The following is a 23,721-nucleotide window of genomic DNA, read 5'->3' on the forward strand; positions in this document are numbered from 1 at the left end:
ACAGCTCCAGGCCTACGCGGCCTTACAGCTGCTCCGTCTCTGCGTAGTCCTGGCCATCGTCGTGGCCCTCGTCCGAAATCCCGCCGCCGATGCCGGCAACGCTTCCCGACCAGCCCTCACCGTCGTAGCTGGAGGCAGCCGCGGTCGGGTCGAACCCGGGCGGGCTGTCCTTGAGCGCCAGGCCGAGACCGACCAGCTTCAGCTTGACCTCGTCGATCGACTTCGCACCGAAGTTGCGGATGTCGAGCAGGTCCGCCTCGCTGCGCGAGACGAGCTCGCCCACCGTGTGGATGCCTTCGCGCTTGAGGCAGTTGTACGACCGGACGGTGAGGTCCAGATCCTCGATCGGCATCGCGTAGGCGGCGATGGTGTCCGCTTCCTGCGGCGACGGGCCGATCTCGATGCCCTCGGCGTCGACGTTCAGCTCGCGAGCGAGGCCGAACAGCTCCACCAGCGTCTTGCCCGCCGACGCGACCGCGTCGCGCGGCGTGATCGACGGCTTGGTCTCGACGTCCAGGATCAGCTTGTCGAAGTCGGTGCGCTGCTCGACACGAGTGGCCTCGACCTTGTAGGTCACCTTCAGCACCGGCGAGTAGATCGAGTCGACCGGGATCCGGCCGATCTCGGCGCCGGCCTGCTTGTTCTGCAGCGCCGGGACGTAACCGCGACCGCGCTCGACGACGAGCTCGATCTCGAGCTTGCCCTTGCCGTTCAGCGCCGCGATGTGGAGGTCCGGGTTGTGCACGGTGACGCCGGCCGGGGGCACGATGTCGGCAGCCGTGACCTCACCGGGGCCCTGCTTGCGCAGGTACATGGTGACCGGCTCGTCCTCTTCCGAGGACACCACGAGCTCCTTGAGGTTCAGGATGATGTCGGTGACGTCTTCCTTCACCCCGGGAACGGTGGTGAACTCGTGCAGCACGCCGTCGATGCGGATGCTCGTCACGGCCGCGCCCGGAATGGACGACAGCAGCGTGCGCCGCAGCGAGTTGCCGAGCGTGTAGCCGAAGCCGGGCTCCAGCGGTTCGATGGTGAACCGGGAGCGGGTCTCGTTGACCGTCTCTTCGCCGAGAGCCGGCCGCTGGGAAATCAGCATTCTTCCTATTTCCTTTCCAGACGACGCCCGCCATATGACGTCGAAGGGATGGCGCGGCGGCGGCGCACCTGTTGCGCCGCCGCCCGTAACTCGATTACTTCGAGTAGAGCTCGACGATCAGCTGTTCCTGAACCGGAACGTCGATCTGCGCACGCTCCGGCAGCTGGTGGACCAGCACGCGGAGGTTGGACTGGACGACCTGCAGCCACGCCGGGATGGGGCGCTCGCCGAAGGACTCCTTCGCCACCACGAAGGGCAGCATCGAGAACGACTTCGGCCGCACGTCTATGATGTCCCACTTGGAGACCTGGAAGGACGGGACGTTGACCTTGACGCCGTTGACCAGGAAGTGGCCGTGGCTCACCAGCTGGCGCGCCTGGCGGCGCGTGCGGGCGATGCCGGCGCGGTAGATCACGTTGTCCAGCCGGGACTCGAGGATCTGGAGCAGGTTCTCACCGGTCTTGCCCGGACGCCGCACGGCTTCCTTGTAGTACCGGACGAACTGGCGCTCGAGAACGCCGTAGGTGTAGCGAGCCTTCTGCTTCTCCTGCGACTGCAGGAGGTACTCGGACTCCTTGATGCGCCCGCGGCCGTGCTGGCCCGGCGGGTAGGGGCGACGCTCGAAAGCCTGGTCGCCGCCGATGAGGTCAACCTTGAGGCGACGCGAAATACGCGTCGCGGGGCCGGTGTAACGAGCCATTTCTTCTTACTCCTCCCCGTTCCTCAGACCCGGCGCCGCTTGGGCGGGCGGCAGCCGTTGTGAGGCTGCGGGGTCACGTCCTGGATGGTGCCGACCTCGAGACCGGCGGCCTGCAGCGAGCGGATCGCCGTCTCGCGGCCCGAACCCGGGCCCTTCACGAAGACGTCGACCTTCTTCATGCCGTGCTCGGCAGCCTTGCGGGCGGCGTTCTCAGCGGCCATCTGCGCGGCGAACGGGGTGGACTTGCGCGAGCCCTTGAAGCCCACGTGACCACTCGACGCCCACGCGATCACAGCGCCCGTGGGGTCCGTGATCGAGACGATGGTGTTGTTGAACGTGCTCTTGATGTGCGCGTGACCGTGCGCAACGTTCTTCTTTTCCTTGCGGCGGACCTTCTTGGTCCCCGCCGCGGTACGAGACTTCGGTGGCATGTTCTGAGGGTTCTCCTGTTAGCGCGCGTTCTCTTGGTGAGCGGCAACCGCTTCGGCCTGACCGCGTCGGATGATCGATCCGGCGTCGGTGTACAGGTTCCGCAGCGCCATCGGGCGGGCGTAGAGCGCCTTGGGCGAGACACAAGCCGTGCCGCGACGGTTCCCGCCGCCCATCTGCACGACCTTCTTGCCCTTGACGCTCACTTCTTGCCAGCCTTCTTCTTGCCGGCGACCGTCTTCTTCGGACCCTTGCGGGTGCGGGCGTTGGTCTTGGTCCGCTGACCGCGGACGGGCAGACCACGACGCCAGCGCAGGCCCTGGTAGGTGCCGATCTCGATCTTGCGACGGATGTCGGCGTTCACCTCGCGACGCAGGTCACCCTCGACCTTGAAGTTCTCGTCGATGTAGTCACGAAGCTTGATGAGGTCCTCATCGCTGAGGTCCTTCACGCGGGTGTCCGCGTTGAGCTCGGCAGCAGCGATCATCTGCTTCGAGCGCGTACGGCCGATGCCGTAGATGTAGGTCAGCGCGATCTCCAACCGCTTCTCGCGGGGGAGGTCTACGCCAGCGAGTCGTGCCATGGGCGCTGGTGCTCCTTCTTCGATTTCGTCTTCAGGTCTTCTCCCCGTCCGGTTCCGGAACCGACTCGCCTGTCGTGCCCGCGGCTTGCGCTGCGGGTGTCCCGGCCCCGGCCTGAAGTCCGGGGGTGAACCGGACCGCTCACGCGGCCCGGCAGGTGCGGGGAGGGTGTGTAGCCGTCAATCCGCTCTGCTGGAGTGCGGTGCTCAGCCCTGACGCTGCTTGTGACGCAGGTTCTCGCAGATCACCATGATCCGGCCGTGGCGGCGGATCACCTTGCACTTGTCGCAGATCTTCTTGACGCTCGGCTGGACCTTCACGTCTGTCGACTCTCCTGCTTCTTCTCAGCTCTTCGTGATCACTTGTAGCGGTAGACGATGCGACCACGAGACAAGTCGTAGGGCGAAAGCTCCACGACGACCCTGTCCTCGGGCAGGATGCGGATGTAGTGCTGCCGCATCTTGCCGCTGATGTGGGCAAGAACTTTGTGGCCGTTCTCCAACTCGACGCGGAACATCGCGTTGGGGAGCGGCTCGACCACGCGGCCTTCGACCTCGATGGCCCCGTCTTTCTTAGCCATGTCCTCCGCAATCCCTGAATGCACGCTTGATGCACACAGCGTGATCGGTTTGAGCTCGAGTCCCTTGCTTACTGGGGTGCTGCTTCGGCACACTCCACCCCGACTCCGAGTGTTCGCGAGAGTTCACGAGCGCGCAGGAACCGGCGCGGTGAGTACGCCGACTTGACAGTGTACGCAACTCGTGTCGCGACCCCCAAACGGGGGGTAACTGTGCTACAAGCCGGCGGTGGGGCGCCTGGGTTCCAGTATGCCTGAAAACGAGCCGACCTGCGAGAATCGCCTGGTCAGGTGAACTTTCGCCGGCTGGGTGAGCGGCGGCGTCAGTCCTCTTCCGGCGCGGTGAGCACCCAGGGGCCGTCCTCGGTGATGGCGACGGTGTGCTCCCAGTGCGACGCGCGGGAGCCGTCGGCCGTGACCACGGTCCAGCCGTCCTCGAGCTCCACGGTCTCGCCGCCGCCCCCGGTGAGCATGGGCTCGATCGCGAGCGCCATGCCGACCGTCAGCCGCGGGCCCTTGCCGGGTTTGCCGACGTTGGGCAGGAATGGGTCCATGTGCATCTGACGGCCGATGCCGTGGCCGCCGTACTCGAGGATCATCCCGTATTCGACGCCGTTGTCGCGGCCCGCCTTCTCGGCCGCGGTCTGCACGGCGAACGAGATGTCGGTGAGCCGGCCGCCCGCGCGCACGGCCTCGATCCCGGCCCACATGGACTTCTCCGTGGCGGCGGACAGCGCGAGGTCCTTCTCACTGACGGCGCCGATCGCGAGCGTCACGGCGGAGTCGCCGTGCCAGCCGTCGAGGATGGCGCCGCAGTCGACCGAGAGCAGGTCACCGTCGGCCAGCACCTGCCGGCTCGACGGGATGCCGTGGACGATCTGCTCGTTCACCGACGCGCAGATCGACGCGGGGAAACCGTGGTAGCCCTTGAACGACGGCACAGCTCCCGCGTCGCGGATCGTCTGCTCGGCCAGCTCGTCGAGCTCGGCTGTGCTGACGCCCACTCGCGCACGCTCGCGCACGGCGGCCAGCGTCCTCGCGACGACCAGCCCGGCCGCCCGCATCGCCTGCAGCTCGCCCGGCGTCTTGACCTCGATCATGCGCCCACGGCGGAGCACTTGCAGAACACGCAACCCTCCGAGATTCACGTGCGGTCGCGCAGCGCTTTCAGCACGCGGTCCGAGATCTCGTGCACATCGCCCACGCCGTCGACAGCCACCAGGATGTCGGCGTAGTACTCCAGCAGTGGAGCCGTCTCGGACCAGTAGATCTGCTGACGGCGGCGGATGACCTCTTCGGTGTCGTCGGCGCGGCCGCGGGCCATCAGCCGGGACACGACCACGTCCTCAGGCACCTGCAGCTGGATCACGGAGTCGATCGCGCAGTCGGCTTCCTTCAGCATCTCGCTGAGGACCTCGGCCTGCTTCGTGTTGCGGGGGAAGCCGTCGAGCAGGAAGCCGGCCTTCGCGTCGGGCTCGGCGAGCCGCTCGCGGACCATCTCGTTGGTCACCGAGTCGGGGACGAGCTCACCCGAGTCGAGGTAGCGCTTGGCCTCCTGGCCGAGCGGCGTCTCCTGACCGACGTGTGCGCGGAACAGGTCGCCCGTCGAGATGTGCGGAACCCGCAGCTGCTCCGACAGGGCCACCGCCTGCGTACCTTTACCCGCACCGGGCGGGCCGACGAGAACCACACGCGTCACTTCAAGAACCCTTCGTAGTTGCGCTGCATCAGCTGGCTTTCGATCTGCTTCACGGTGTCGAGGCCGACACCCACCATGATCAGCACAGCCGTGCCACCGAACGGGAAGTTCTGGTTGTTCCCGCTGCCGGTGAGGGACAGGAAGAAGTTCGGGAGGATCGCGATGATGCCCAGGTACAGCGAGCCCGGCAGGGTGATCCGGCCGAGGACGTAGCTCAGGTATTCGGCGGTGGGACGACCCGGGCGGATACCCGGGATGAAGCCACCGAACTTCTTCATCTCGTCCGCACGTTCGTCGACGTTGAACGTGATCGTGATGTAGAAGTACGTGAAGAAGATGATCAACGCGAAGTACAGCAGGATGTGCACCCAGCTGCTCTGGTTGACCAGGTAGTTCTGGATGAAGGCCTGCCAGCCGGAGTTGCTGTTCGGGTCGCCGATGAGCTGGCTGAGCAGCTGCGGCAGGTACAGCAGCGACGACGCGAAGATGACCGGGATGACACCGGCCTGGTTCACCTTGATCGGCAGGTACGTCGACGTGCCGCCGTACATCCGGCGGCCGATCATGCGCTTGGCGTACTGCACCGGGATCCGGCGCTGCCCCTGCTCCACGAAGATGACGCTCGCGATGATCACCAAACCGAACACGCAGATCATGACCAGGGCGACCGCGCCGCCGTTGCTCATGATGTTGGCGCCCTCGGTGGGGATGCGGGCCGCGATGTTCAGGAAGATCAGGACCGACATGCCGTTGCCGACGCCGCGCTCGGTGATGAGCTCGCCCAGCCACATCATGACGGCGGTGCCCGCGGTCATGGTGCAGACGATCAGCGCCAGCGAGTAGACGCTGTTGTCCGGGATGATCTGCTGCTGGCAGCCCTGGAAGAGGGTGCCGCGGTCGGCCAGCGCGACAACGCCGGTGGCCTGCAGGATCGCCAGGGCGATCGTGAGGTACCGGGTGTACTGCGTGAGCTTGTTCTGGCCGGCCTGGCCTTCCTTCTTCAGCTCTTCGAACCGCGGGATCACCACGGTCAGCAGCTGGATGATGATGCTCGCCGTGATGTACGGCATGATGCCGGTCGAGAACAGCGACAGCTGGAGCAGCGCACCACCGCTGAACAGGTTCAGCAGCTGGTAGACGCCCTGCTGGTCGGCCTGAGAGCTACAGGCCTGCACGGCGGAGAACGAGATCCCCGGGGCCGGGATGGCGGCACCGATCCGGTAGACCGCGACGATGGCTAGCGTGAACAGGATCTTCTTGCGTAGATCCGGCGTCGCGAGAGCCGAGCGGAAGGCGCTGAGCACGCGGGGGACCTCCTCGGCGTCGTCGGCTGTCCTACCGACGATCGGCTTGGCCGGCACGAGGCCGGCGGGAACACAGCTCACTGGCAGGCAAGCCAGGAACGCCTCAGGGCACAGTGGTCCCGAAGCGTGTCGCCGACTCTAACAGCTTCGCAGGGCGTGTCCGCAGCGCGTGTGCGTTTTCCGTCTCAGCCGGGCCGGAGGCGCCTGGGACGATGCCGCAGGTTGGACCGTTCGCAGGCGAAATGATCACCTGTTCGGCCCCGGTCTTCGGTAGGTGTCCCAGTGGCCGCTACACGGTGGACTCACGGGTGCGGCGAGGGTGCTTTGTTGCGGGGCATAGGAATCGGGTCGCGGGGCACGAGTACCGCACGCCCGGCCACAACGTCTTCAGTGGCTCTCAGCGGACGCCTCCGGCCCGCTCCTCGCGACGTCGCTCGCTGAGGCCGCGAACGCGCGTACAGCGCCTGTGGATCAGCCCACAAACGACTCGGGCCCACCCAGCTGTGCGCTGGATGGGCCCGAGTCGTGGTGCCAGGTGCTTCAGTTGCCTCAGTTGGCGGTGGCGGAACCACCGGCAGCTTCGAGCTTCTCCTTGGCAGAGCCGGAGAAACCGTCCGCGGTGACGTCCAGCTTCACGCCGTTGACGTCGCCGTTGCCGAGGACCTTCACGAGGCTGCCCTTGCGGACGAGACCGCCCGCGACGAGCTCCTCGACGCCGATCTTGCCGCCGTCCGGGAACACGCGGGCGATGTCGCCCACGTTCACCGGCTGGTACTCGGTGCGGAAGCGGTTCTTGAAGCCACGCAGCTTCGGCAGCCGCATGTGGATGGGCATCTGCCCACCCTCGAAGCCGGCGGGCACGTTCTTGCGGGCCTTGGTGCCCTTCGTACCACGGCCGGCCGTCTTGCCCTTGGAACCTTCACCACGGCCCACGCGGATCTTGTCGCGCTTGGCGCCCGGAGCCGGACGCAGGTGGTGGATCTTGATGGCCGTCATGCCTGGACCTCCTCGACCTCCACCAGGTGGCGGACGGTGTGGATCAGGCCGCGCACCTGGGGGGTGTCTTCACGCACGACGCTCTGGCGGATCTTGCGCAGCCCGAGGGTGCGCAGCGACTCGCGGTGAGCGTGCTTCGTGCCGATCTTGCTCTTGACCTGGGTGACCTTCAGCTGAGTCATGTCAGACCCCCTGGCCCGCGCGCTGGCGCAGCATCCGGGCCGGAGCGACGTCCTCGAGCGGGAGACCGCGGCGGGCCGCGACCTCTTCGGGACGCTGCAGACCCTTCAGGGCCGCGACGGTCGCGTGCACGATGTTGATCGCGTTGTCGGAGCCGAGCGACTTCGACAGCACGTCGTGGACACCCGCGCACTCCAGCACCGCGCGCACCGGGCCACCGGCAATGACACCGGTACCGGCCGAAGCCGGACGCAGCAGCACGACACCGGCGGCTTCCTCACCCTGGATCGGGTGGGGAATGGTGCCGCCGACGCGAGGCACGCGGAAGAAGTTCTTCTTCGCTTCCTCGACGCCCTTGGCGATGGCCGCGGGAACTTCCTTGGCCTTGCCGTAGCCGACGCCGACCTGGCCGTCACCGTCGCCGACGACGACGAGGGCGGTGAAGCTGAAGCGACGACCACCCTTCACGACCTTCGCGACGCGGTTGATCGTCACGACCTTCTCGAGGTGCGGGGTCTTGTCCTGGGCCGCCCCGCCACGGCCGCTGTCGCGCCGGTCCCGGCGGTCGCGACGGTCACCGCGGTCGTTGCCGCCCTGACCGCCCGGTCCGCCCTGGCCGCCGCCGAATTGCCGCGTACGTCCCGGCATCAGGCTTTCCTTCCATTGACGAGCATCTGCATCAGAATTCCAACCCCGCCTCACGGGCAGCGTCGGCGAGCGCGGCGATGCGGCCGTGGTAGGCGTTGCCGCCGCGGTCGAACACCACAGCCGAGATCCCGGCCGCCTTGGCGCGCGAGGCGACGAGTTCGCCGACCTTCGCGGCCTTGGCCTTCTTGTCGCCGTCGGCCGCACGGACGTCCGCCTCGAGGGTGGACGCCGACACCAGGGTGTGGCCGGCGAGGTCGTCGATCACCTGCACGGCGATGTGCCGCGAGGAACGCTTGACGACCAGCCGCGGACGAACCGGCGTGCCACTGACCTTCTTGCGCAGGCGGAAGTGCCGACGGGCCTTCGCGACGCGGCGGCGGGTCGAGATGTCCTTGCCGACCGGCTTGCGCTTCGTCGTAGTCGTGTCGCTCATGATCACTTACCCGTCTTTCCGACCTTGCGGCGGATCTTCTCACCCTCGTAGCGCAGGCCCTTGCCCTTGTACGGGTCGGGACGGCGCAGCTTGCGGATGACCGCGGCGATCTGGCCGACCTTCTGCTTGTCGATGCCGGACACCGAGAACCGGGTGGGGGTCTCCACCTTGAAGGTGATGCCGTCCGGCGCCTCGATCTTCACCGGGTGGCTGTAGCCGAGGGCGAACTCGAGGTCCGAGCCCTTGGCCTGCACGCGGTAACCCACGCCGTGGATTTCCATCTTCTTCTCGTAGCCCTGGGTCACGCCCACCACGAGGTTGTTCACCAGGGTGCGGGTGAGCCCGTGCAGGGCACGGCTCGTGCGCTCGTCGTCCGGACGCTTCACCAGCAGAGTGCCTTCTTCGCCGCGCTCGACGATGATGGGCTCCGCGACGGTGTGCTCCAGGGTGCCCTTGGGCCCCTTGACCTCAATGTGCTGACCGTTGATGGTCACCTCGACCCCGGAGGGGACGGCGACCGGCAGCTTTCCGATGCGTGACATGTCTGTGCCCCCTTCCTTACCAGACGTAGGCGAGGACTTCGCCGCCCACGTTGTTGCGCTTGGCCTGACGGTCGGTCTGCAGGCCGCCGGACGTCGAGATGATCGCGACGCCGAGGCCACCCAGCACGGACGGCAGTTCGGTCGATTTTGCGTACACCCGCAGACCCGGCTTCGACACGCGCCGGAGGCCGGCGATGCTGCGCTCACGGTTGGGGCCGTACTTCAGCTCCACAATCAGGTTCTTGTGCTTCTCGCCCGGCTCGTCGCGGTAGCCCGCGATGTAGCCCTCGCGCTTGAGGATCTCGGCGATGTTCGCCTTGATCTTCGAGTGGGGAAGCACGACCTCGTCGTGGTACGCCGAGTTCGCGTTACGCAGACGCGTCAAGAAGTCTGCGATGGGGTCGGTCATCGTCATGGTGACCTGTCAACCTTTCTCGCCTGGTTCCCCGCCCTGTCTGGGTCCGGGTATCCCGGAGAACACAGCGGGCGGGGCCTGTGGCGAACTGGGAAATAGTTTCGAGCCTCTTACCAGCTGGACTTGTGGACGCCGGGCAGCTCGCCCGCGTGCGCCATCTCCCGGAGGCAGATCCGGCAGAGCCCGAACTTGCGGTACACCGAGTGCGGCCGACCACAACGGTTGCAGCGGGTGTAACCCCGCACGGCGAACTTCGGCTTCTTGGCGGCCTTGTGGACCAGCGCTTTCTTGGCCATCGGCTCAGTTCTCCTTGAACGGGAAACCGAGCTTGCGCAGCAGCGCCCGGCCCTCGTCGTCGGTGGTGGCGGTCGTGACGACGGTGACGTCCATACCGCGCGGACGGTCGATGTCGTCGGGGTTGATCTCGTGGAACATCGACTGCTCGTTGAGACCGAACGTGTAGTTGCCGTTGCCGTCGAACTGCTTGCCCGACAGACCGCGGAAGTCGCGGATACGGGGCAGCGCGATGGTGAGCAGCCGGTCCAGGAACTCCCACATCCGGTCGCCGCGCAGCGTCACGCGCGCACCGATCGGCTGGCCCTCACGCAGCTTGAACTGCGCGATGGACTTGCGGGCCTTGCGGACCTCCGGCTTCTGGCCGGTGATCAGGGAGAGGTCGCGGACCGCGCCCTCGATCAGCTTGCTGTCGCGGGCGGCGTCACCCACACCCATGTTCACGACGACCTTCACGACGCCGGGAATCTGGTGCACGTTGGGGATGGAGAACTCCTTCTGGAGCTCGCCCTTGATCTCGTCGCGGTACCGGGTCTTCAGACGCGGCACGATCTTCTCTGCGGTGGTCATGTCAGATGTCCTTGCCGTTCCGGCGCGAGACCCGGACCTTCTTGCCGTCCTCGCCGATGCGGTAGCCCACGCGGGTCGGCTTGCCGTCCGAGTCCACGACCATCACGTTCGACACGTGGATGGGCGCTTCCTGGGTCACGATGCCACCGGACTGCGCACCACGCTGGGTCTGGGTGATCCGGGTGTGCTTCTTGATCCGGTTCACGCCTTCGACCAGCACGCGGTCCCGCTCCGGGTAGGCCTGGATGACCTTGCCCTTGGCGCCCTTGTCCTTGCCGGCGATGACGACGACCGTGTCGCCCTTCTTCACCTTCATCACAGCACCTCCGGCGCGAGCGAAATGATCTTCATGAACTTTCGGTCGCGCAGCTCGCGGCCCACCGGGCCGAAGATGCGGGTGCCACGGGGCTCGTTGTCGTTCTTGATGAGCACAGCGGCGTTCTCGTCGAAGCGGATGTAGGAACCGTCCGGACGACGGCGTTCCTTCACCGTGCGGACGATGACGGCCTTGACGACGTCGCCCTTCTTCACCCCGGCAGCCGGGATGGCGTCCTTCACGGTGGCGACGATGATGTCGCCGATACCCGCGTAGCGCCGCCCCGAACCGCCGAGCACCCGGATGCAAAGGATCTCCTTCGCGCCGGTGTTGTCGGCAACCCGTAGCCGCGACTCCTGCTGGATCACGTCAACTCCTGTATGTCGCGCCGGTTCTCGCGTGTTGTCTCACAGCGCGAGCCTTGCGGAACCAAGGACTCCGAAGAGCCCTGCTTACTTGGCCTTCTCCACGACCTGCACGAGGCGCCAGCGCTTCGTCGCCGACAGCGGCCGGGTCTCCATCAGGGTGACCCGGTCGCCCACGCCCGCCTCGTTGTTCTCGTCGTGCACCTTGACCTTGGTGGTGCTGCGCAGAACCTTCGAGTAGCGCGGGTGCTTCTTGCGGTCTTCGAGCTCGACCACGATCGTCTTGTCCATCTTGTCCGAGACGACGTAGCCCTCGCGCACCTTGCGGTAGTTGCGCACGACCTTCTCGGTCTCGGTGGTGGGCTCGCTCATGCGGCACCTTCACTCTCGCTGTCGGGGGCCACGGAAAGCCCGAGCTCCCGCTCGCGCATGACCGTGTAGATCCGCGCGATGTCCGTGCGGACGGTGCGCAGCCGACGGTTGTTGTCCAGCTGCCCGGTCGCCATCTGGAAGCGGAGGTTGAAGAGCTCCTCCTTGTATTCCTTCAGACGCAGCACGAGCTCTTCCGCGGTGAGCTCACGAAGCTCCGATGCCTGGGCGGCGCCGTTGGCCATCAGAACTCACCACCTTCACGGGTCACGATGCGGCACTTCATGGGCAGCTTGTGGATCGCGCGACGAAGGGCCTCGCGGGCCGTCTCCTCGTTCGGGAAGCTGATCTCGAACATCACGCGACCCGGCTTCACGTTGGCGATCCACCACTCGGGCGAACCCTTACCGGAACCCATGCGGGTTTCGGCCGGCTTCTTGGTCAGCGGGCGGTCCGGGTAGATCGTCGTCCACACCTTGCCGCCACGCTTGATGTGACGGGTCATGGCGATACGAGCGGACTCGATCTGCCGGTTCGTCACGTAGCTGTGCTCAAGCGCCTGGATGCCGAACTCGCCGAAGCTGACCTTCGTACCGCCCTTGGCGGCGCCGTGGCGCTTCGGGGAGTGCTGCTTCCGGTGCTTGACCCTGCGCGGGATGAGCACGTCTCAGCCCTCCGTCTTTTCTGCGGTCTCGGCAGCCGGGGCCGCTTCGGTCGCCACGGGTGCCGCGTCTTCGGTCTTCGCGGCGGCGGCGGCGCGGCCGGCTTCGGTCGAGGTGGCCGTCGTGCCCGAGGCGCCGGAGCGGCGCGGACGGGACGGACGGTCGCCACGGTCGCGGCGCGGGGCCCGCTCGGCAGCCGCGGCGGCGTCGCGCGCCTCGCGGGCCTTGAGGCCACCGACCAGCTCACCCTTGTAGATCCACACCTTCACGCCGATGCGACCGAACGTCGTCTTGGCCTCGAAGAAGCCGTAGTCGATGTCGGCGCGCAGCGTGTGCAGCGGGACGCGGCCGTCGCGGTAGTGCTCGGAGCGGGACATCTCGGCACCGCCGAGACGACCGCCGCACTGCACGCGAATGCCCTTGACCTGCGGCGAGCGCATGGAGGTCTGGATCGCCTTGCGCATCGCGCGGCGGAACGCCACGCGGTTGCTCAGCTGCTCCGCGACACCCTGCGCGACGAGCTGCGCGTCGGCCTCGGGGTTCTTGACCTCGAGGATGTTGAGCTGGACCTGCTTGGCGGTCAGCTTCTCCAGCGCGCCACGGATCCGGTCGGCCTCCGCGCCGCGGCGGCCGATGACGATGCCCGGCCGGGCGGTGTGGATGTCGACGCGGACGCGGTCACGGGTGCGCTCGATCTCAACCTTGGAGATGCCGGCGCGCTCCATGCCCGTGGACAGCAGCTTGCGGATCTTCACGTCCTCGGCCACGTACTCCGAGTACTGCTTGTCGGCGTACCAGCGCGACTTCCAGTCCGTGGTGATACCCAGGCGGAAGCCGTGCGGGTTGATCTTCTGGCCCACTACCGGCCACCTGCCTTCTTCTTGCTCTGAGCCTTCTTCACGTCGGCCTTCGGACGCGACTCCACCTCGACGGTGATGTGGCTCGTCCGCTTGCGGATCCGGTACGCGCGGCCCTGGGCCCGCGGGCGGATGCGCTTGAGGGTCGGGCCCTCGTCGGCGTACGCGTTCTTGACCCAGAGCGTCTCCGGGTCCAGCTGAAGGTTGTTCTCGGCGTTGGCCACGGCGCTGGCGAGCACCTTCGCGACCGGCTCGCTGGCCGCCTGCGGGGCGAACCGGAGCACGGCCAAGGCGTCGGCGGCGCTACGTCCCTTGATGAGCTCGATCACCCGGCGCACCTTGGTCGGCGAGTCCCGGACGAAGCGAGCCCGCGCGTAAGCCGTAGGCAGAGCCTCGACCGTCGCGTCGTTCTGGGCGTTCATCGCTACTTCCCTTGTCTTGTTTCGTGCCCGCTCAGCGGCGGCGCGACTTGCGGTCGTCCTTGATGTGACCCTTGAAGGTCCGAGTCGGGGCGAACTCGCCCAGCTTGTGACCCACCATGGCCTCGGTGACGAACACCGGGACGTGCTTGCGGCCGTCGTGCACGGCGATCGTGTGACCCAGGAAATCCGGGATGATCGTCGAACGACGCGACCAGGTCTTGATCACGGTCTTCTTGTTGGCCTCGTTCAGCGCGTCCACCTTCTTGAGCAGGTGGTCGTCCACGAACGGGCCCTTCTTGAGGCTACGTGGCATGTTGTTCTACCTCCCTGCTCAGCGCTTGTTCTTGCCGGTGCGACGGCGGCGGACGATGAGGGCGTCGCTCGGCTTGCGCCGGCGCGTACGACCCTCGGGCTTACCGTTCGGGTTGACCGGGTGGCGACCACCGGAGGTCTTGCCCTCACCACCACCGTGCGGGTGGTCGACCGGGTTCATCACGACACCACGGACGGTGGGGCGCTTGCCGCGCCAGCGGTTACGACCCGCCTTGCCCCAGTTGATGTTCGCGTGCTCGGAGTTGCCCACCTCGCCGACGGTCGCGCGGTTGCGCACGTCGACGTTGCGGATCTCGCCCGACGGAAGCCGCAGCTGGGCGTAAGGCCCGTCCTTGGCGACCAGCTGCACGCGGGCGCCGGCGGAACGCGCCATCTTCGCGCCGCCACCGGGGCGGAGCTCGATCGCGTGGACCACGGTGCCGACCGGGATGTTGCGCAGCGGCAGGTTGTTGCCCGGCTTGATGTCGGCGCGGGGGCCGTTCTCGACGGTGTCGCCCTGCTTCAGCTTTTCCGGCGCGATGATGTAGCGCTTCTCGCCGTCGGCGTAGTGCAGCAGCGCGATGCGCGCGGTGCGGTTGGGGTCGTACTCGATGTGCGCGACCTTGGCCGGCACGCCGTCCTTGTCATTGCGACGGAAGTCGATGACGCGGTAGGCGCGCTTGTGGCCGCCACCCTTGTGCCGGGTGGTGATCTTGCCCGACGAGTTGCGACCGCCCGAACCGCTCAGCGGACGCAGCAGCGACTTCTCCGGCGTGGAGCGGGTGATCTCGGCGAAGTCCGAGACGCTCGAACCGCGACGACCCGGGGTCGTCGGCTTGTACTTGCGGATGCCCATGTCAGCTCAGTCCTTTACGCGGTGGGTCCGCCGAAGATCTCGATCGCCTTGCTCTCAGGCGAAAGAGTCACGATGGCGCGCTTGGTGTCCTTGCGCTTGCCGAAGCCCGCGCGAGTCCGCTTCCGCTTGCCCTGACGGTTGGCCGTGTTGACGCTGACCACCTTGACACCGAACACCTTCTCGACCGCGATCTTGATCTGGGTCTTGTTGGCGTCCGGGCGGACGATGAACGTGTACTTGTGGTCCTCGAGCAGCCCGTAGGACTTCTCGGAGATGACCGGCGCGAGCAGGATGTCGCGGGGGTCCGGAATGGCGACCGAGCTCACTTCTCGTCACTCCCTTCCGTAACCTCGCCCGACCGCGCGGAGGCCTTGACGGCCTTGCCACGGACGGGGCCTGCGACGAACGCGTCGTACGCGGCCTTGGTGAACACGACGTCGTCGTTGACCAGCACGTCGTAGGTGTTGAGCTGGTCCGCCCAGAGCAGGTGCACCTCGGGCAGGTTCCGCAGCGAAACCCAGGACAGCTCGTCGTCGCGGTGCAGCACCACGAGAACGCGCTTCGCCTGCGTCACGGCGGCGATCGCGGTCTTGGCGGCCTTGGTCGACGGCTTCTCACCGGAGACCAGTTCGGTCACGACGTGCAGCTGGCCGGCGCGGGCCCGGTCCGAGAGGGCGCCACGCAGAGCGGCGGCCTTCATCTTCTTGGGGGTGCGCTGGGTGTAGTCACGCGGCGTGGGGCCGTGGACGACGCCACCGCCGGCGAACTGCGGTGCGCGGGTCGAACCCTGGCGGGCACGACCGGTGCCCTTCTGCCGGTACGGCTTCTTGCCGCCACCGGAGACCTCACCACGGGTCTTCGTGTCGTGCGTGCCCTGGCGCGCGGCGGCCAGCTGGGCCACCACCACCTGGTGCATCAGCGCGACATTGGCCTGCACGTCGAAGATCTCCTCGGGGAGGTCCACGGTGCCGTCGGCTTTACCGGCCGGGGTCTTCAGCTCGACGCTTGTCATTCGGAGTTACCACCCTTCGCGGCGCTGCGCACGAACAGCAGGCCGCCCTTGGGACCGGGCACGGCGCCCTTGATCAGCAGCAGGCCGTCCTCGGCACGCACGGCGTGCACGGTGAGGCCCTGCGTGGTGACCCGGTCCGAGCCCATACGACCCGCCATGCGCAGGCCCTTGAAGACGCGGCCGGGGGTGGCGCAGCCACCGATGGAACCCGGCTTGCGGTGCACGGCCTGAGCACCGTGGCTCGCGCCCTGGCCCTTGAAGCCGTGGCGCTTCATGACACCGGCGTAGCCCTTGCCCTTGCTGGTACCGGTCACGTCGACCTCGACGCCGGCGGCGAACACCTCAGCGGTGATCTCCTGACCGACCTCGTACGTCTCGGCGTCCGTGGTACGCAGCTCCGCGAGGAAGCGCCGCGGGGTCACGCCCGCCTTGTCGAAGTGGCCGGTGCGCGGCTTGTTCACCTTGCGCGGGTCGACCGCACCGAACGCCAGCTGCACGGCCGCGTAGCCGTCCTTGTCCTGGGTCCGAACCTGGGTGACCACGTTCGGACCGGCCTTGACGACGGTGACCGGGACAACCCGGTTCTGCTCGTCGAAGACCTGGGTCATGCCGAGCTTGGTGCCCAGGATGCCCTTCATCTGCCTGTCAGACATGAGTCTCTTACTCTCCGCCGCTCGCCAGCCGCTACTGGATGTTGACGTCGACGCTCGCCGGCAGGTCGATGCGCATGAGCGCGTCGACCGTCTTCGGCGTCGGGTCGAGGATGTCGATCAGACGCTTGTGCGTGCGCATCTCGAAGTGCTCGCGCGAGTCCTTGTACTTGTGCGGCGAGCGGATGACGCAGTAAACGTTCTTCTCGGTGGGCAGCGGCACCGGCCCGACAACACGGGCGCCGGTGCGCGTGACCGTCTCCACGATCTTGCGCGCCGAGGTGTCGATCGCCTCGTGGTCGTAGGCCTTGAGCCGGATGCGGATCTTCTGTCCCGCCATGGTGGCTGCTCGTTCCTTCGTCGTCTCGTGCCGCTTGTCTCGTCAACCTGGGCCGGAGCCCCGGTTTCAGCAGTTCAACGGCCCTGTCCCCGGTCCACGCGGTCGGGCGTGTCGCGCCCGACGCACAGACGGATCCCGTGGGATCGTCCTGCCTGGTCTTCCTCAACGTGAGGAGGCCGCGAGCCCGCCATGCCGTTCCTCGAATACCGCAGGATCAGCACTGCCGGCCGGTTGGCCTTTGCCCGCTAGCCTCACCCCGAAGGAAGAGCTGGACGGACCGTGGCTGCTCGTACAGGGGCGGCCGGAACCCCGTGAGTCATTCGCACAACTCTGGGATTCGGCCGCCCCGGGACGAGCAACCTGAATAGTGTCGCACACGTGAGTTGACGCCCTCGACCGGGGGGTGTATTGCCCCGGTCGAGGGCGTCGAAATCACTTGATGATCTTGGTGACCTGACCCGCACCCACGGTGCGGCCGCCCTCGCGAATAGCGAAGCGCAGGTTCTCGTCCATCGCGACCGGCTGGATCAGCTGGACCGAGATGTCCGTGTTGTCGCCCGGCATGACCATCTCGGTGCCCTCGGGGAGGGTCACGACGCCGGTCACGTCGGTCGTACGGAAGTAGAACTGCGGGCGGTAGTTGTTAAAGAACGGGGTGTGACGGCCACCCTCGTCCTTCGACAGGATGTAGACCCGGCCCTCGAAGTCGGTGTGCGGGGTGGTGGTGCCCGGCTTCACGACGACCTGGCCGCGCTCGACGTCCTCGCGCTTGATGCCGCGGAGCAGGAGGCCGACGTTGTCGCCCGCCTGGCCCGAGTCGAGCAGCTTGCGGAACATCTCGACACCGGTGACAGTCGTCTTCTGCGACTTCTCCTTGATGCCGACGATCTCGACCTCTTCGTTGACGTTGACCACGCCACGCTCCACACGACCGGTCACCACGGTGCCGCGGCCGGTGATGGTGAAGACGTCCTCGATCGGCATGAGGAACGGCTTGTCGAGCTCACGCACCGGGTCCGGCACGTTGTCGTCGACGGCGGTCATGAGCTCGAGGACAGCCTCGGCCCACTTGGCGTCGCCCTCGAGAGCCTTCAGGCCCGACACGCGCACGACCGGCGCGTCGTCGCCCGGGAACTCCTGCGAGGACAGCAGCTCGCGGACCTCCAGCTCGACGAGCTCGAGGATCTCCTCGTCGTCGACCATGTCGGCCTTGTTCAGCGCGACCACGATGTAGGGCACGCCGACCTGGCGGGCGAGCAGCACGTGCTCGCGGGTCTGCGGCATCGGGCCGTCGGTGGCCGCCACGACCAGGATCGCGCCGTCCATCTGGGCGGCACCGGTGATCATGTTCTTGATGTAGTCCGCGTGACCGGGGGCGTCGACGTGCGCGTAGTGACGCTTCTCGGTCTGGTACTCGACGTGCGAGATGTTGATCGTGATACCGCGCTGGCGCTCTTCGGGCGCGTTGTCGATCTGGTCGAACGCACGCGACTCGTTGAGCTCCGGGTACTTGTCGTGCAGAACCTTGGTGATCGCCGCGGTCAGCGTGGTCTTGCCGTGGTCGACGTGACCGATGGTCCCGATGTTGACGTGCGGCTTGCTCCGCTCGAACTTCGCCTTCGCCACTGGAATGTCCTCCTGGACTGATTTCGCTTTGTGCTCCCCGGCCGACGTGGCTGCCGGCCGGGGATTGTTACTCGTCGTCTTTGCTGCGGACGTTCAGGAGTGTTCCTTATGCCCGCGAGCGAGGGGGAACTACTCCCCCGTCGCCTTCGCGATGATTTCCTTCGCGACGTTCGCGGGAACCTCGGCGTAGGAGTCGAACACCATGGAGTAGTTCGCGCGACCCTGGGTGCGAGACCGCAGGTCGCCCACGTAACCGAACATCTCCGACAGCGGCACCAGTGCCTTCACGACACGGGTACCGGCGCGCTCCTCCATGGCCTGGATCTGGCCACGGCGGGAGTTGAGGTCACCGATCACGTCACCCATGTAGTCCTCGGGAGTCGTGACCTCGACGGCCATCATCGGCTCGAGGATGACCGGGCCGGCCTTCTTCGCGGCTTCCTTCATCGCCATGGAACCGGCGATCTTGAACGCCATCTCCGAAGAGTCGACCTCGTGGTACGCACCATCCAACAAGGTGAACTTCAACCCGACGAGCGGGTAGCCGGCCAGCACGCCGTACTGCATGGCGTCCTGCGCGCCCGCGTCGACCGACGGGATGTACTCCCGCGGCACGCGGCCACCGGTGACCTTGTTGTCGAACTCGTAGAGTGCACCGTCCGTCGTCTGCAGCGGCTCCAGCTTCACGATGACCTTCGCGAACTGGCCGGAACCACCGGTCTGCTTCTTGTGCACGTAGTCGAGCTTGTCGACCGTCTTCTTGATCGTCTCGCGGTAGGCGACCTGCGGCTTGCCGATGTTCGCCTCGACCTTGTAGTCGGACTTCATGCGGTTCACCAGCACCTCGAGGTGCAGCTCGCCCATGCCCGCGATGATCGTCTGGCCCGTGTCCTCGTCGAGCTGAACCTGGAAGGTGGGGTCCTCCTCGGCCAGCTTCTGGATCGCGAGCGACAGCTTCTCCTGGTCGGCCTTCGTCTTCGGCTCGATGGCCACGCGGATAACGGGATCCGGGAAGGTCATCGACTCGAGGACGACCGGGTTCTGCGGGTCGGCCAGCGTGTCACCGGTCGTGGTGTCCTTCAGGCCGATGACCGCGTAGATGTGGCCGGCCTGGGCCTCCTCGACCGGGTTCTCCTTGTTGGAGTGCATCTGGAAGAGCTTGCCGATGCGCTCCTTGCGCTCCTTGGTCGCGTTGACGACCTGGGCGCCCGCGGAGACCTTGCCCGAGTAGACCCGGATGTAGGTCAGCTTGCCGAAGAACGGGTGCGCCGCGATCTTGAACGCGAGCGCGGAGAACGGCTCGTCGACCGACGGCTTGCGCAAGACCGGGGTCTCGCCGTCGGGCAGCGTGCCCTCGACGGCCGGCACGTCCAGCGGGGACGGCAGGTAGTCGATGACCGCGTCCAGCATCGGCTGCACGCCCTTGTTCTTGAACGCGGAGCCGGTGAGCACCGGGTAGGCCTCGCGCGCGACCGTGAGCTTGCGGATGCCGGCCTTGATCTCGGCCTCCGTGAGCTCCTCGCCCTCGAGGAACTTCTCCATCAGGGAGTCGTCGGCCTCGGCGACCGTCTCGACCAGCTTCTCGCGGTACTCGGCGGCGCGGTCGGCCAGCTCGGCGGGGATGTCCTCGACCGAGTAGTCCTCACCCTTGCTCACTTCGCCACGCCAGGTCAGCGCCTTCATGCGGACCAGGTCGACGACACCCTCGAAGTCGTTCTCGGCGCCGATCGGCAGCTGGATGACCAGCGGCCGGGCACCGAGGCGCTCCTCGATGGTGCGCACGGTGAAGTAGAAGTCGGCGCCCAGCTTGTCCATCTTGTTGACGAAGCAGATGCGCGGGACTTCGTACTTGTCCGCCTGCCGCCAGACCTGCTCGGACTGCGGCTCGACGCCTTCCTTGCCGTCGAAGACGGCCACGGCGCCGTCGAGCACGCGGAGCGAGCGCTCCACCTCGACGGTGAAGTCGACGTGCCCGGGGGTGTCGATGATGTTGATCTGGTGATCGGCCCAGAACGTGGTGGTGGCAGCCGAGGTGATGGTGATACCCCGCTTCTGCTCCTCCTCCATCCAGTCCATGGTGGCGGCGCCGTCGTGGACTTCGCCGATCTTGTAGTTGATCCCGGTGTAGAACAGGATCCGCTCGGTGGTGGTGGTCTTACCGGCGTCGATGTGCGCCATGATCCCGATGTTGCGGACCTTGTTCAGGTCGGTCAGCACTTCACGTGCCACGAGAGTGTTCCCCTGTCTCAAGCGTGGGGCCCGGCATGGCTTGGATCGGCAGCCGGGCGGTCATCACCAGCGGTAGTGCGCGAAGGCCTTGTTGGACTCGGCCATCTTGTGCGTGTCCTCACGGCGCTTGACGCTGGCGCCAAGACCGTTGCTCGCGTCGAGCAGCTCGTTCTGCAGCCGCTCGATCATGGTCTTCTCGCGGCGGGCCTGCGAGAAGGAGACCAGCCAGCGCAGGGCCAGCGTGGTGGAGCGGCCGGGCTTGACCTCGATCGGCACCTGGTAGGTGGCGCCACCGACGCGGCGGCTCTTCACCTCGATGGTGGGCTTCACGTTGTCGAGCGCGCGCTTCAGCGTGACGACCGGGTCGGTGCCGGTCTTCTCGCGAGCGCCTTCCAGCGCGCCGTACACGATGCGCTCGGCCAGCGACCGCTTCCCGTCCTTCAGCACCTTGTTCACCAGCTGGGTGACCAGCGGGGAGGCGTAGACCGGGTCGGAGATCAGAGGCCGCTTCGGGGCCGGACCCTTGCGGGGCATTAGCTCTTCTCCTTCTTCGCGCCGTAGCGGCTGCGCGCCTGCTTGCGGTTCTTCACACCCTGGGTGTCGAGCGAACCGCGGATGATCTTGTAGCGAACGCCCGGCAGGTCCTTCACCCGGCCACCGCGCACGAGCACCATCGAGTGCTCCTGCAGGTTGTGGCCCTCACCGGGGATGTACGCCGTGACCTCGATGCCGCTCGTCAGCTTCACACGCGCAACCTTGCGCAGCGCCGAGTTCGGCTTCTTCGGGGTCGTGGTGTACACGCGGGTGCACACGCCACGACGCTGCGGGCTCCCCTTGAGGGCCGCGGTCTTCTGCTTGGCAGCCTTGTCCTGGCGGCCCTTGCGGACCAGCTGCTGGATCGTGGGCAATGGACCAGCTTTCTGTCGCGATCTTGCTTCTTCGTGTCTTCACCGGCCCCCGCGGTCGGGCGTGTCGGCCCGCGTCACGGTCTCGCGACCGGTAACTTCCCGGAGGGGTTTTCCGTCGGAACCCCACGTGGACGAGGCCGGTGAACCGGGTGCGCGAGCACCCCGCTCATGCCGTACGGCACGCGGAGCGGCCCGACGCCTGCCGGGCACGGTCTCCAAAGATACCCGGCCACCTGACGGGCGGTCCGGGCGGGGGGTCCGAAGTGACGGTGACCGCCCATCGTAACCCCAGATGAGGGCTCTGCGGCCAGAGCCGCGCGGCGTCCCACCAAGCGGTCTCATCAAGCGGCCGCACCAGGCGGCCCCACCAAACGGGGCGGCCCCACCAAACGGGGCGGCCCCACCAAACGGGGCGGCCCCACCAAACGGGTGCCGTCATTCACAACGTGACGGACGTCCCCGCTATTCCTCGTCCGGCTTCGCGTGGTCGGGCCGCCCCGGGTGGGGGTCGCGCGACAGGTCGATCAGCGGGTGGACGCCGGCCCCCTCAGGCGCGGCGTGGCTCCCCTTGGTGTCCTTCTGCCCTTCTTCAGGCCGGTCGGCGGTGCCGTTGCCGTCCATGACGCACTCCTCAAGTCGGTTTCCCTGCGGCTCGCACGCTACCCATTTCCACGAACAGGTGACACACGGGGATCGAACGTCGCTTTCCCGACGTGATCGACTTGCGCGTTAACCAGTGGACACGCGGCCGACCATGATTTCGTGACCGAGAACTGGACCATCTCGCCGATCGCCGTCGACCACTTCGACGCGCGCGCGATCCTGCGCGAGTACCTCACGGACGTCGCGAGCCGCTACTGGGGTCGCCCGGCCACGGAGGCGGAGGTCGACGAGGCCCTGGCCGACGCACCGAGCACCGACCTCGTGCCGCCGACCGGCGCGTTCCTCGTCGCCCGCCTGCCCGACGGCACCGTGGCCGGCTGCGCCGGCACGCGGGTGGTGCGGCCGGGGCTGAACGAGCTCACGAAGGTGTACGTGCGCCCGGCCCACCGCGGCCGGGGTGGCGGCGCGCGCCTCGTCGCGGCAGCCGAGGAGGCGGCGCGGTCGCTGGGTGCCGAGGTGCTGCGGCTCGACACCCGCCACGACCTCGTCGAGGCACGGGCGCTGTACGCGCGGACCGGGTACACGGAGGTCGAACCGTTCAACGACGACAAGTACGCGGAGCACTGGTTCTCGAAAACGCTCGGGTGAAACGGTTCCACACCGTCCACACCGGATTTCCGCCGTCCGCAAAGGACTTTCGGGGGCGATCGGGCACCGGGGCGGCGCCGTCGCCTCTTCCGGGAAAAGATTCACGACTTCGCAGCGCGAACACGACAGAAGCGGCATAATCCGCACGTCCGCACACCCGTCGTGCACGTGAGGGGGCCGCTGTGTCGGCTGAGATGGATCGTCTCGTCGCCGAGTTCGAGAAGTTCCAGAGCAAGATCAAACAGGCCGAGGCGAACTTCGCGAAGGTCGGTGACCTGCAGAACGACGTGGTCGCGCTCGAGGCGACGGCGATGTCGCCCGACCGCGCCGTGACCGTCGTCGCGGGCCCGGGCGGTTCCGTGAAGGACATCCGCCTCACGACCGAGGCCCTGCGCCAGCAGCCGCAGCAGCTGGCCACCACCATCCTCTCCACCCTGCACCGCGCCGTCGCCGACGCGGCCGTGAAGCAGGCCGGCATCGTCGACGCGCACGTGGGCGCCGCCTTCGGCCTCGACGTCTCCGGTCAGGTCCTCGAGGCGCAGGCCGAAGCCATGGGAACCACCGCGGAAGAGCTGAAGTCCAAAGCAGCGGAGGCGCAGCCGGGCCCGCGCCGGCTCACGGACGAGGACCTCGAACACGGCGACATCCTGCGCCGCGACGAACCCCCGGCCGCGGCCCCGCCGCCCCCGGCCCGCCCCGCCGACGACGGCGTCCGGCGCCTGTGGGACCACGAGGAGGACCGATGAGCCACGACGTAGACCCCCAGATCCTGAGGAATTACGCCTCCGGCACGTTGCCGCACTACAAGGACGAGGCGACGAAGTTCGGCAACCTCGTCAACTCCGCCGATGTCACGGACAAGTCGTGGGGCCTGATCGGGCTGGCGGTGAAGCAGACGTACACGAGCAAGCTCGAAGATCTCCGCCAAATGCTCGAACTGATGAAAACCGGCGTCGACACGCTCGGCGGGAAGCTGAACCAGGCCGCGGAGATCTACGACGGCCACGAGAAGGACACCGTCATGGCCTTCGGCAAGTTCAAGGCGAACATCGACGGACCGCTCTGAGCAGGGGGAGACCGAA

The 23,721-nt window shown here is 67.0% G+C and carries 39 protein-coding genes; 3 read left to right on the forward strand and 36 right to left on the reverse strand.

Annotated features, from left to right (window positions below):
• Positions 1-22: 22 nt before the first annotated feature.
• From AB0F91_RS13775 to AB0F91_RS13950, 36 genes are all read right to left on the reverse strand, one after another.
• Entirely contained in the window at positions 23-1,096 is a 1,074-nt protein-coding gene (locus tag AB0F91_RS13775) for a DNA-directed RNA polymerase subunit alpha (RefSeq protein WP_285970652.1), read from the reverse strand.
• A gap of 94 nt (positions 1,097-1,190) precedes the next feature.
• Positions 1,191-1,796: a 30S ribosomal protein S4 gene (gene rpsD, locus AB0F91_RS13780; protein ID WP_326568113.1), complete on the reverse strand. Its 606-nt coding sequence runs from the start codon at positions 1,794-1,796 to the stop codon at positions 1,191-1,193.
• A gap of 23 nt (positions 1,797-1,819) precedes the next feature.
• A complete protein-coding gene (gene rpsK / locus AB0F91_RS13785) occupies positions 1,820-2,227 on the reverse strand; it encodes a 30S ribosomal protein S11 (RefSeq protein ID WP_247060546.1) in 408 nt (135 codons plus the stop codon).
• A gap of 18 nt (positions 2,228-2,245) precedes the next feature.
• Positions 2,246-2,431, reverse strand: coding sequence for a hypothetical protein (locus tag AB0F91_RS13790; protein WP_285970654.1), 186 nt, complete (start codon positions 2,429-2,431; stop codon positions 2,246-2,248).
• Positions 2,428-2,808: a 30S ribosomal protein S13 gene (gene rpsM / locus AB0F91_RS13795; RefSeq protein ID WP_204091690.1), complete on the reverse strand. Its 381-nt coding sequence runs from the start codon at positions 2,806-2,808 to the stop codon at positions 2,428-2,430. The genes AB0F91_RS13790 and rpsM overlap by 4 nt, the downstream gene beginning before the upstream one ends.
• A 204-nt stretch (positions 2,809-3,012) precedes the next feature.
• Positions 3,013-3,126: a 50S ribosomal protein L36 gene (gene rpmJ, locus AB0F91_RS13800; protein ID WP_004558882.1), complete on the reverse strand. Its 114-nt coding sequence runs from the start codon at positions 3,124-3,126 to the stop codon at positions 3,013-3,015.
• A gap of 38 nt (positions 3,127-3,164) precedes the next feature.
• Positions 3,165-3,386, reverse strand: a complete 222-nt coding sequence (infA, locus tag AB0F91_RS13805) for a translation initiation factor IF-1 (RefSeq protein WP_004558881.1) — start codon at positions 3,384-3,386, stop codon at positions 3,165-3,167.
• A gap of 320 nt (positions 3,387-3,706) precedes the next feature.
• Complete coding sequence (gene map, locus AB0F91_RS13810) at positions 3,707-4,483, reverse strand: type I methionyl aminopeptidase (RefSeq protein ID WP_360597537.1); 777 nt, start codon at positions 4,481-4,483, stop codon at positions 3,707-3,709.
• A gap of 44 nt (positions 4,484-4,527) precedes the next feature.
• Positions 4,528-5,082 (reverse strand): adenylate kinase, encoded by a 555-nt coding sequence (locus AB0F91_RS13815; protein ID WP_360597539.1) that lies wholly within the window; start codon positions 5,080-5,082, stop codon positions 4,528-4,530.
• Positions 5,079-6,386: a preprotein translocase subunit SecY gene (gene secY, locus AB0F91_RS13820; RefSeq protein ID WP_360597836.1), complete on the reverse strand. Its 1,308-nt coding sequence runs from the start codon at positions 6,384-6,386 to the stop codon at positions 5,079-5,081. The genes AB0F91_RS13815 and secY overlap by 4 nt, the downstream gene beginning before the upstream one ends.
• A 549-nt stretch (positions 6,387-6,935) precedes the next feature.
• Complete coding sequence (gene rplO / locus AB0F91_RS13825) at positions 6,936-7,382, reverse strand: 50S ribosomal protein L15 (protein ID WP_360597541.1); 447 nt, start codon at positions 7,380-7,382, stop codon at positions 6,936-6,938.
• Positions 7,379-7,564 carry a 50S ribosomal protein L30 gene (rpmD, locus tag AB0F91_RS13830; RefSeq protein WP_020643215.1) on the reverse strand — a complete coding sequence of 62 codons (186 nt, stop codon included), beginning with the start codon at positions 7,562-7,564 and terminating at the stop codon, positions 7,379-7,381. The genes rplO and rpmD overlap by 4 nt, the downstream gene beginning before the upstream one ends.
• Position 7,565: 1 nt before the next feature.
• The gene (rpsE, locus tag AB0F91_RS13835) at positions 7,566-8,210 is read right to left on the reverse strand and encodes a 30S ribosomal protein S5 (protein ID WP_004558874.1); all 645 of its coding nucleotides are present in this window, start codon (positions 8,208-8,210) and stop codon (positions 7,566-7,568) included.
• A 31-nt stretch (positions 8,211-8,241) separates the two neighbouring features.
• Complete coding sequence (gene rplR / locus AB0F91_RS13840; protein ID WP_285970659.1) at positions 8,242-8,649, reverse strand: 50S ribosomal protein L18; 408 nt, start codon at positions 8,647-8,649, stop codon at positions 8,242-8,244.
• On the reverse strand, positions 8,646-9,185 hold the full coding sequence (rplF, locus tag AB0F91_RS13845) for a 50S ribosomal protein L6 (RefSeq protein ID WP_360597543.1): 540 nt from the start codon (positions 9,183-9,185) through the stop codon (positions 8,646-8,648). The genes rplR and rplF overlap by 4 nt, the downstream gene beginning before the upstream one ends.
• Positions 9,186-9,201: 16 nt before the next feature.
• The gene (rpsH, locus tag AB0F91_RS13850) at positions 9,202-9,600 is read right to left on the reverse strand and encodes a 30S ribosomal protein S8 (RefSeq protein ID WP_220246088.1); all 399 of its coding nucleotides are present in this window, start codon (positions 9,598-9,600) and stop codon (positions 9,202-9,204) included.
• Between the two features lie 110 nt (positions 9,601-9,710).
• On the reverse strand, positions 9,711-9,896 hold the full coding sequence (locus AB0F91_RS13855; RefSeq protein ID WP_326568105.1) for a type Z 30S ribosomal protein S14: 186 nt from the start codon (positions 9,894-9,896) through the stop codon (positions 9,711-9,713).
• Between the two features lie 4 nt (positions 9,897-9,900).
• A complete protein-coding gene (gene rplE, locus AB0F91_RS13860; RefSeq protein WP_360597545.1) occupies positions 9,901-10,464 on the reverse strand; it encodes a 50S ribosomal protein L5 in 564 nt (187 codons plus the stop codon).
• Between the two features lies 1 nt (position 10,465).
• Positions 10,466-10,780 (reverse strand): 50S ribosomal protein L24, encoded by a 315-nt coding sequence (gene rplX / locus AB0F91_RS13865; protein WP_204091700.1) that lies wholly within the window; start codon positions 10,778-10,780, stop codon positions 10,466-10,468.
• The gene (gene rplN, locus AB0F91_RS13870; RefSeq protein ID WP_004558867.1) at positions 10,780-11,148 is read right to left on the reverse strand and encodes a 50S ribosomal protein L14; all 369 of its coding nucleotides are present in this window, start codon (positions 11,146-11,148) and stop codon (positions 10,780-10,782) included. The genes rplX and rplN overlap by 1 nt, the downstream gene beginning before the upstream one ends.
• 84 nt (positions 11,149-11,232) lie before the next feature.
• Positions 11,233-11,517, reverse strand: a complete 285-nt coding sequence (gene rpsQ / locus AB0F91_RS13875) for a 30S ribosomal protein S17 (RefSeq protein ID WP_360597546.1) — start codon at positions 11,515-11,517, stop codon at positions 11,233-11,235.
• Positions 11,514-11,759, reverse strand: coding sequence for a 50S ribosomal protein L29 (gene rpmC / locus AB0F91_RS13880; protein ID WP_220246084.1), 246 nt, complete (start codon positions 11,757-11,759; stop codon positions 11,514-11,516). The genes rpsQ and rpmC overlap by 4 nt, the downstream gene beginning before the upstream one ends.
• On the reverse strand, positions 11,759-12,178 hold the full coding sequence (rplP, locus tag AB0F91_RS13885; protein WP_091618501.1) for a 50S ribosomal protein L16: 420 nt from the start codon (positions 12,176-12,178) through the stop codon (positions 11,759-11,761). The genes rpmC and rplP overlap by 1 nt, the downstream gene beginning before the upstream one ends.
• 3 nt (positions 12,179-12,181) lie before the next feature.
• Entirely contained in the window at positions 12,182-13,036 is an 855-nt protein-coding gene (gene rpsC / locus AB0F91_RS13890) for a 30S ribosomal protein S3 (protein WP_360597548.1), read from the reverse strand.
• Complete coding sequence (rplV, locus tag AB0F91_RS13895) at positions 13,036-13,455, reverse strand: 50S ribosomal protein L22 (RefSeq protein ID WP_220246082.1); 420 nt, start codon at positions 13,453-13,455, stop codon at positions 13,036-13,038. Before rplV ends, rpsC begins: the two co-directional genes overlap by 1 nt.
• Positions 13,456-13,486: 31 nt before the next feature.
• On the reverse strand, positions 13,487-13,768 hold the full coding sequence (gene rpsS / locus AB0F91_RS13900) for a 30S ribosomal protein S19 (RefSeq protein ID WP_153035997.1): 282 nt from the start codon (positions 13,766-13,768) through the stop codon (positions 13,487-13,489).
• A gap of 18 nt (positions 13,769-13,786) precedes the next feature.
• The gene (gene rplB, locus AB0F91_RS13905) at positions 13,787-14,623 is read right to left on the reverse strand and encodes a 50S ribosomal protein L2 (RefSeq protein WP_360597549.1); all 837 of its coding nucleotides are present in this window, start codon (positions 14,621-14,623) and stop codon (positions 13,787-13,789) included.
• 14 nt (positions 14,624-14,637) lie between these two features.
• Positions 14,638-14,949 (reverse strand): 50S ribosomal protein L23, encoded by a 312-nt coding sequence (rplW, locus tag AB0F91_RS13910; protein ID WP_003102087.1) that lies wholly within the window; start codon positions 14,947-14,949, stop codon positions 14,638-14,640.
• The gene (gene rplD / locus AB0F91_RS13915; protein WP_360597551.1) at positions 14,946-15,635 is read right to left on the reverse strand and encodes a 50S ribosomal protein L4; all 690 of its coding nucleotides are present in this window, start codon (positions 15,633-15,635) and stop codon (positions 14,946-14,948) included. The genes rplW and rplD overlap by 4 nt, the downstream gene beginning before the upstream one ends.
• Positions 15,632-16,288: a 50S ribosomal protein L3 gene (rplC, locus tag AB0F91_RS13920; RefSeq protein WP_360597553.1), complete on the reverse strand. Its 657-nt coding sequence runs from the start codon at positions 16,286-16,288 to the stop codon at positions 15,632-15,634. The genes rplD and rplC overlap by 4 nt, the downstream gene beginning before the upstream one ends.
• Positions 16,289-16,319: 31 nt before the next feature.
• Complete coding sequence (gene rpsJ / locus AB0F91_RS13925; protein ID WP_003102098.1) at positions 16,320-16,625, reverse strand: 30S ribosomal protein S10; 306 nt, start codon at positions 16,623-16,625, stop codon at positions 16,320-16,322.
• 432 nt (positions 16,626-17,057) lie between these two features.
• A complete protein-coding gene (tuf, locus tag AB0F91_RS13930; RefSeq protein WP_360597555.1) occupies positions 17,058-18,251 on the reverse strand; it encodes an elongation factor Tu in 1,194 nt (397 codons plus the stop codon).
• A 129-nt stretch (positions 18,252-18,380) separates the two neighbouring features.
• Positions 18,381-20,480, reverse strand: a complete 2,100-nt coding sequence (gene fusA / locus AB0F91_RS13935) for an elongation factor G (RefSeq protein ID WP_360597556.1) — start codon at positions 20,478-20,480, stop codon at positions 18,381-18,383.
• A gap of 63 nt (positions 20,481-20,543) precedes the next feature.
• Entirely contained in the window at positions 20,544-21,014 is a 471-nt protein-coding gene (gene rpsG, locus AB0F91_RS13940) for a 30S ribosomal protein S7 (RefSeq protein WP_007031033.1), read from the reverse strand.
• The gene (gene rpsL, locus AB0F91_RS13945; RefSeq protein WP_003102113.1) at positions 21,014-21,388 is read right to left on the reverse strand and encodes a 30S ribosomal protein S12; all 375 of its coding nucleotides are present in this window, start codon (positions 21,386-21,388) and stop codon (positions 21,014-21,016) included. Before rpsL ends, rpsG begins: the two co-directional genes overlap by 1 nt.
• A gap of 462 nt (positions 21,389-21,850) precedes the next feature.
• Positions 21,851-22,009, reverse strand: a complete 159-nt coding sequence (locus AB0F91_RS13950) for a hypothetical protein (RefSeq protein WP_220246074.1) — start codon at positions 22,007-22,009, stop codon at positions 21,851-21,853.
• Between the two features lie 141 nt (positions 22,010-22,150).
• Between AB0F91_RS13950 and AB0F91_RS13955 the strand changes: the two genes are divergently transcribed.
• The 3 genes from AB0F91_RS13955 to AB0F91_RS13965 all read left to right on the forward strand — a co-directional run bounded on the left by AB0F91_RS13955 (position 22,151) and on the right by AB0F91_RS13965 (position 23,705).
• Positions 22,151-22,639 carry a GNAT family N-acetyltransferase gene (locus AB0F91_RS13955; RefSeq protein ID WP_360597557.1) on the forward strand — a complete coding sequence of 163 codons (489 nt, stop codon included), beginning with the start codon at positions 22,151-22,153 and terminating at the stop codon, positions 22,637-22,639.
• 182 nt (positions 22,640-22,821) lie between these two features.
• On the forward strand, positions 22,822-23,385 hold the full coding sequence (locus AB0F91_RS13960; protein WP_360597558.1) for a YbaB/EbfC family nucleoid-associated protein: 564 nt from the start codon (positions 22,822-22,824) through the stop codon (positions 23,383-23,385).
• Positions 23,382-23,705: a type VII secretion target gene (locus tag AB0F91_RS13965; protein ID WP_360597560.1), complete on the forward strand. Its 324-nt coding sequence runs from the start codon at positions 23,382-23,384 to the stop codon at positions 23,703-23,705. The genes AB0F91_RS13960 and AB0F91_RS13965 overlap by 4 nt, the downstream gene beginning before the upstream one ends.
• The last annotated feature ends 16 nt before the right edge of the window (positions 23,706-23,721 follow it).

The organism is Amycolatopsis sp. NPDC023774, from assembly GCF_040639695.1.
Lineage (GTDB): Bacteria > Actinomycetota > Actinomycetes > Mycobacteriales > Pseudonocardiaceae > Amycolatopsis.

Bases quoted from the DNA above. Each gene is read 5' to 3' on its own strand.
- rpmD (WP_020643215.1), bottom strand. From the start codon at position 7,564: ATGACTCAGCTGAAGGTCACCCAGGTCAAGAGCAAGATCGGCACGAAG.
- rplF (WP_360597543.1), bottom strand. From the start codon at position 9,185: ATGTCACGCATCGGAAAGCTGCCGGTCGCCGTCCCCTCCGGGGTCGAG.
- AB0F91_RS13775 (WP_285970652.1), bottom strand. From the start codon at position 1,096: ATGCTGATTTCCCAGCGGCCGGCTCTCGGCGAAGAGACGGTCAACGAG.
- rpsH (WP_220246088.1), bottom strand. From the start codon at position 9,600: ATGACGATGACCGACCCCATCGCAGACTTCTTGACGCGTCTGCGTAAC.
- rpsD (WP_326568113.1), bottom strand. From the start codon at position 1,796: ATGGCTCGTTACACCGGCCCCGCGACGCGTATTTCGCGTCGCCTCAAG.
- rpsK (WP_247060546.1), bottom strand. From the start codon at position 2,227: ATGCCACCGAAGTCTCGTACCGCGGCGGGGACCAAGAAGGTCCGCCGC.
- rplO (WP_360597541.1), bottom strand. From the start codon at position 7,382: ATGACGGCCATCAAGATCCACCACCTGCGTCCGGCTCCGGGCGCCAAG.
- map (WP_360597537.1), bottom strand. From the start codon at position 4,483: ATGATCGAGGTCAAGACGCCGGGCGAGCTGCAGGCGATGCGGGCGGCC.
- rpsQ (WP_360597546.1), bottom strand. From the start codon at position 11,517: ATGAGCGAGCCCACCACCGAGACCGAGAAGGTCGTGCGCAACTACCGC.
- rplB (WP_360597549.1), bottom strand. From the start codon at position 14,623: ATGGGCATCCGCAAGTACAAGCCGACGACCCCGGGTCGTCGCGGTTCG.
- rplC (WP_360597553.1), bottom strand. From the start codon at position 16,288: ATGTCTGACAGGCAGATGAAGGGCATCCTGGGCACCAAGCTCGGCATG.
- AB0F91_RS13950 (WP_220246074.1), bottom strand. From the start codon at position 22,009: ATGGACGGCAACGGCACCGCCGACCGGCCTGAAGAAGGGCAGAAGGAC.
- rpmC (WP_220246084.1), bottom strand. From the start codon at position 11,759: ATGGCCAACGGCGCCGCCCAGGCATCGGAGCTTCGTGAGCTCACCGCG.
- rplD (WP_360597551.1), bottom strand. From the start codon at position 15,635: ATGACAAGCGTCGAGCTGAAGACCCCGGCCGGTAAAGCCGACGGCACC.
- rpsS (WP_153035997.1), bottom strand. From the start codon at position 13,768: ATGCCACGTAGCCTCAAGAAGGGCCCGTTCGTGGACGACCACCTGCTC.
- AB0F91_RS13965 (WP_360597560.1), top strand. From the start codon at position 23,382: ATGAGCCACGACGTAGACCCCCAGATCCTGAGGAATTACGCCTCCGGC.
- rpsE (WP_004558874.1), bottom strand. From the start codon at position 8,210: ATGCCGGGACGTACGCGGCAATTCGGCGGCGGCCAGGGCGGACCGGGC.
- infA (WP_004558881.1), bottom strand. From the start codon at position 3,386: ATGGCTAAGAAAGACGGGGCCATCGAGGTCGAAGGCCGCGTGGTCGAG.
- rplE (WP_360597545.1), bottom strand. From the start codon at position 10,464: ATGACCACCGCAGAGAAGATCGTGCCGCGTCTGAAGACCCGGTACCGC.
- rpsG (WP_007031033.1), bottom strand. From the start codon at position 21,014: ATGCCCCGCAAGGGTCCGGCCCCGAAGCGGCCTCTGATCTCCGACCCG.
- rpsJ (WP_003102098.1), bottom strand. From the start codon at position 16,625: ATGGCGGGACAGAAGATCCGCATCCGGCTCAAGGCCTACGACCACGAG.
- rpsM (WP_204091690.1), bottom strand. From the start codon at position 2,808: ATGGCACGACTCGCTGGCGTAGACCTCCCCCGCGAGAAGCGGTTGGAG.
- rplX (WP_204091700.1), bottom strand. From the start codon at position 10,780: ATGAAGGTGAAGAAGGGCGACACGGTCGTCGTCATCGCCGGCAAGGAC.
- AB0F91_RS13855 (WP_326568105.1), bottom strand. From the start codon at position 9,896: ATGGCCAAGAAAGCGCTGGTCCACAAGGCCGCCAAGAAGCCGAAGTTC.
- rplV (WP_220246082.1), bottom strand. From the start codon at position 13,455: ATGAACGCCCAGAACGACGCGACGGTCGAGGCTCTGCCTACGGCTTAC.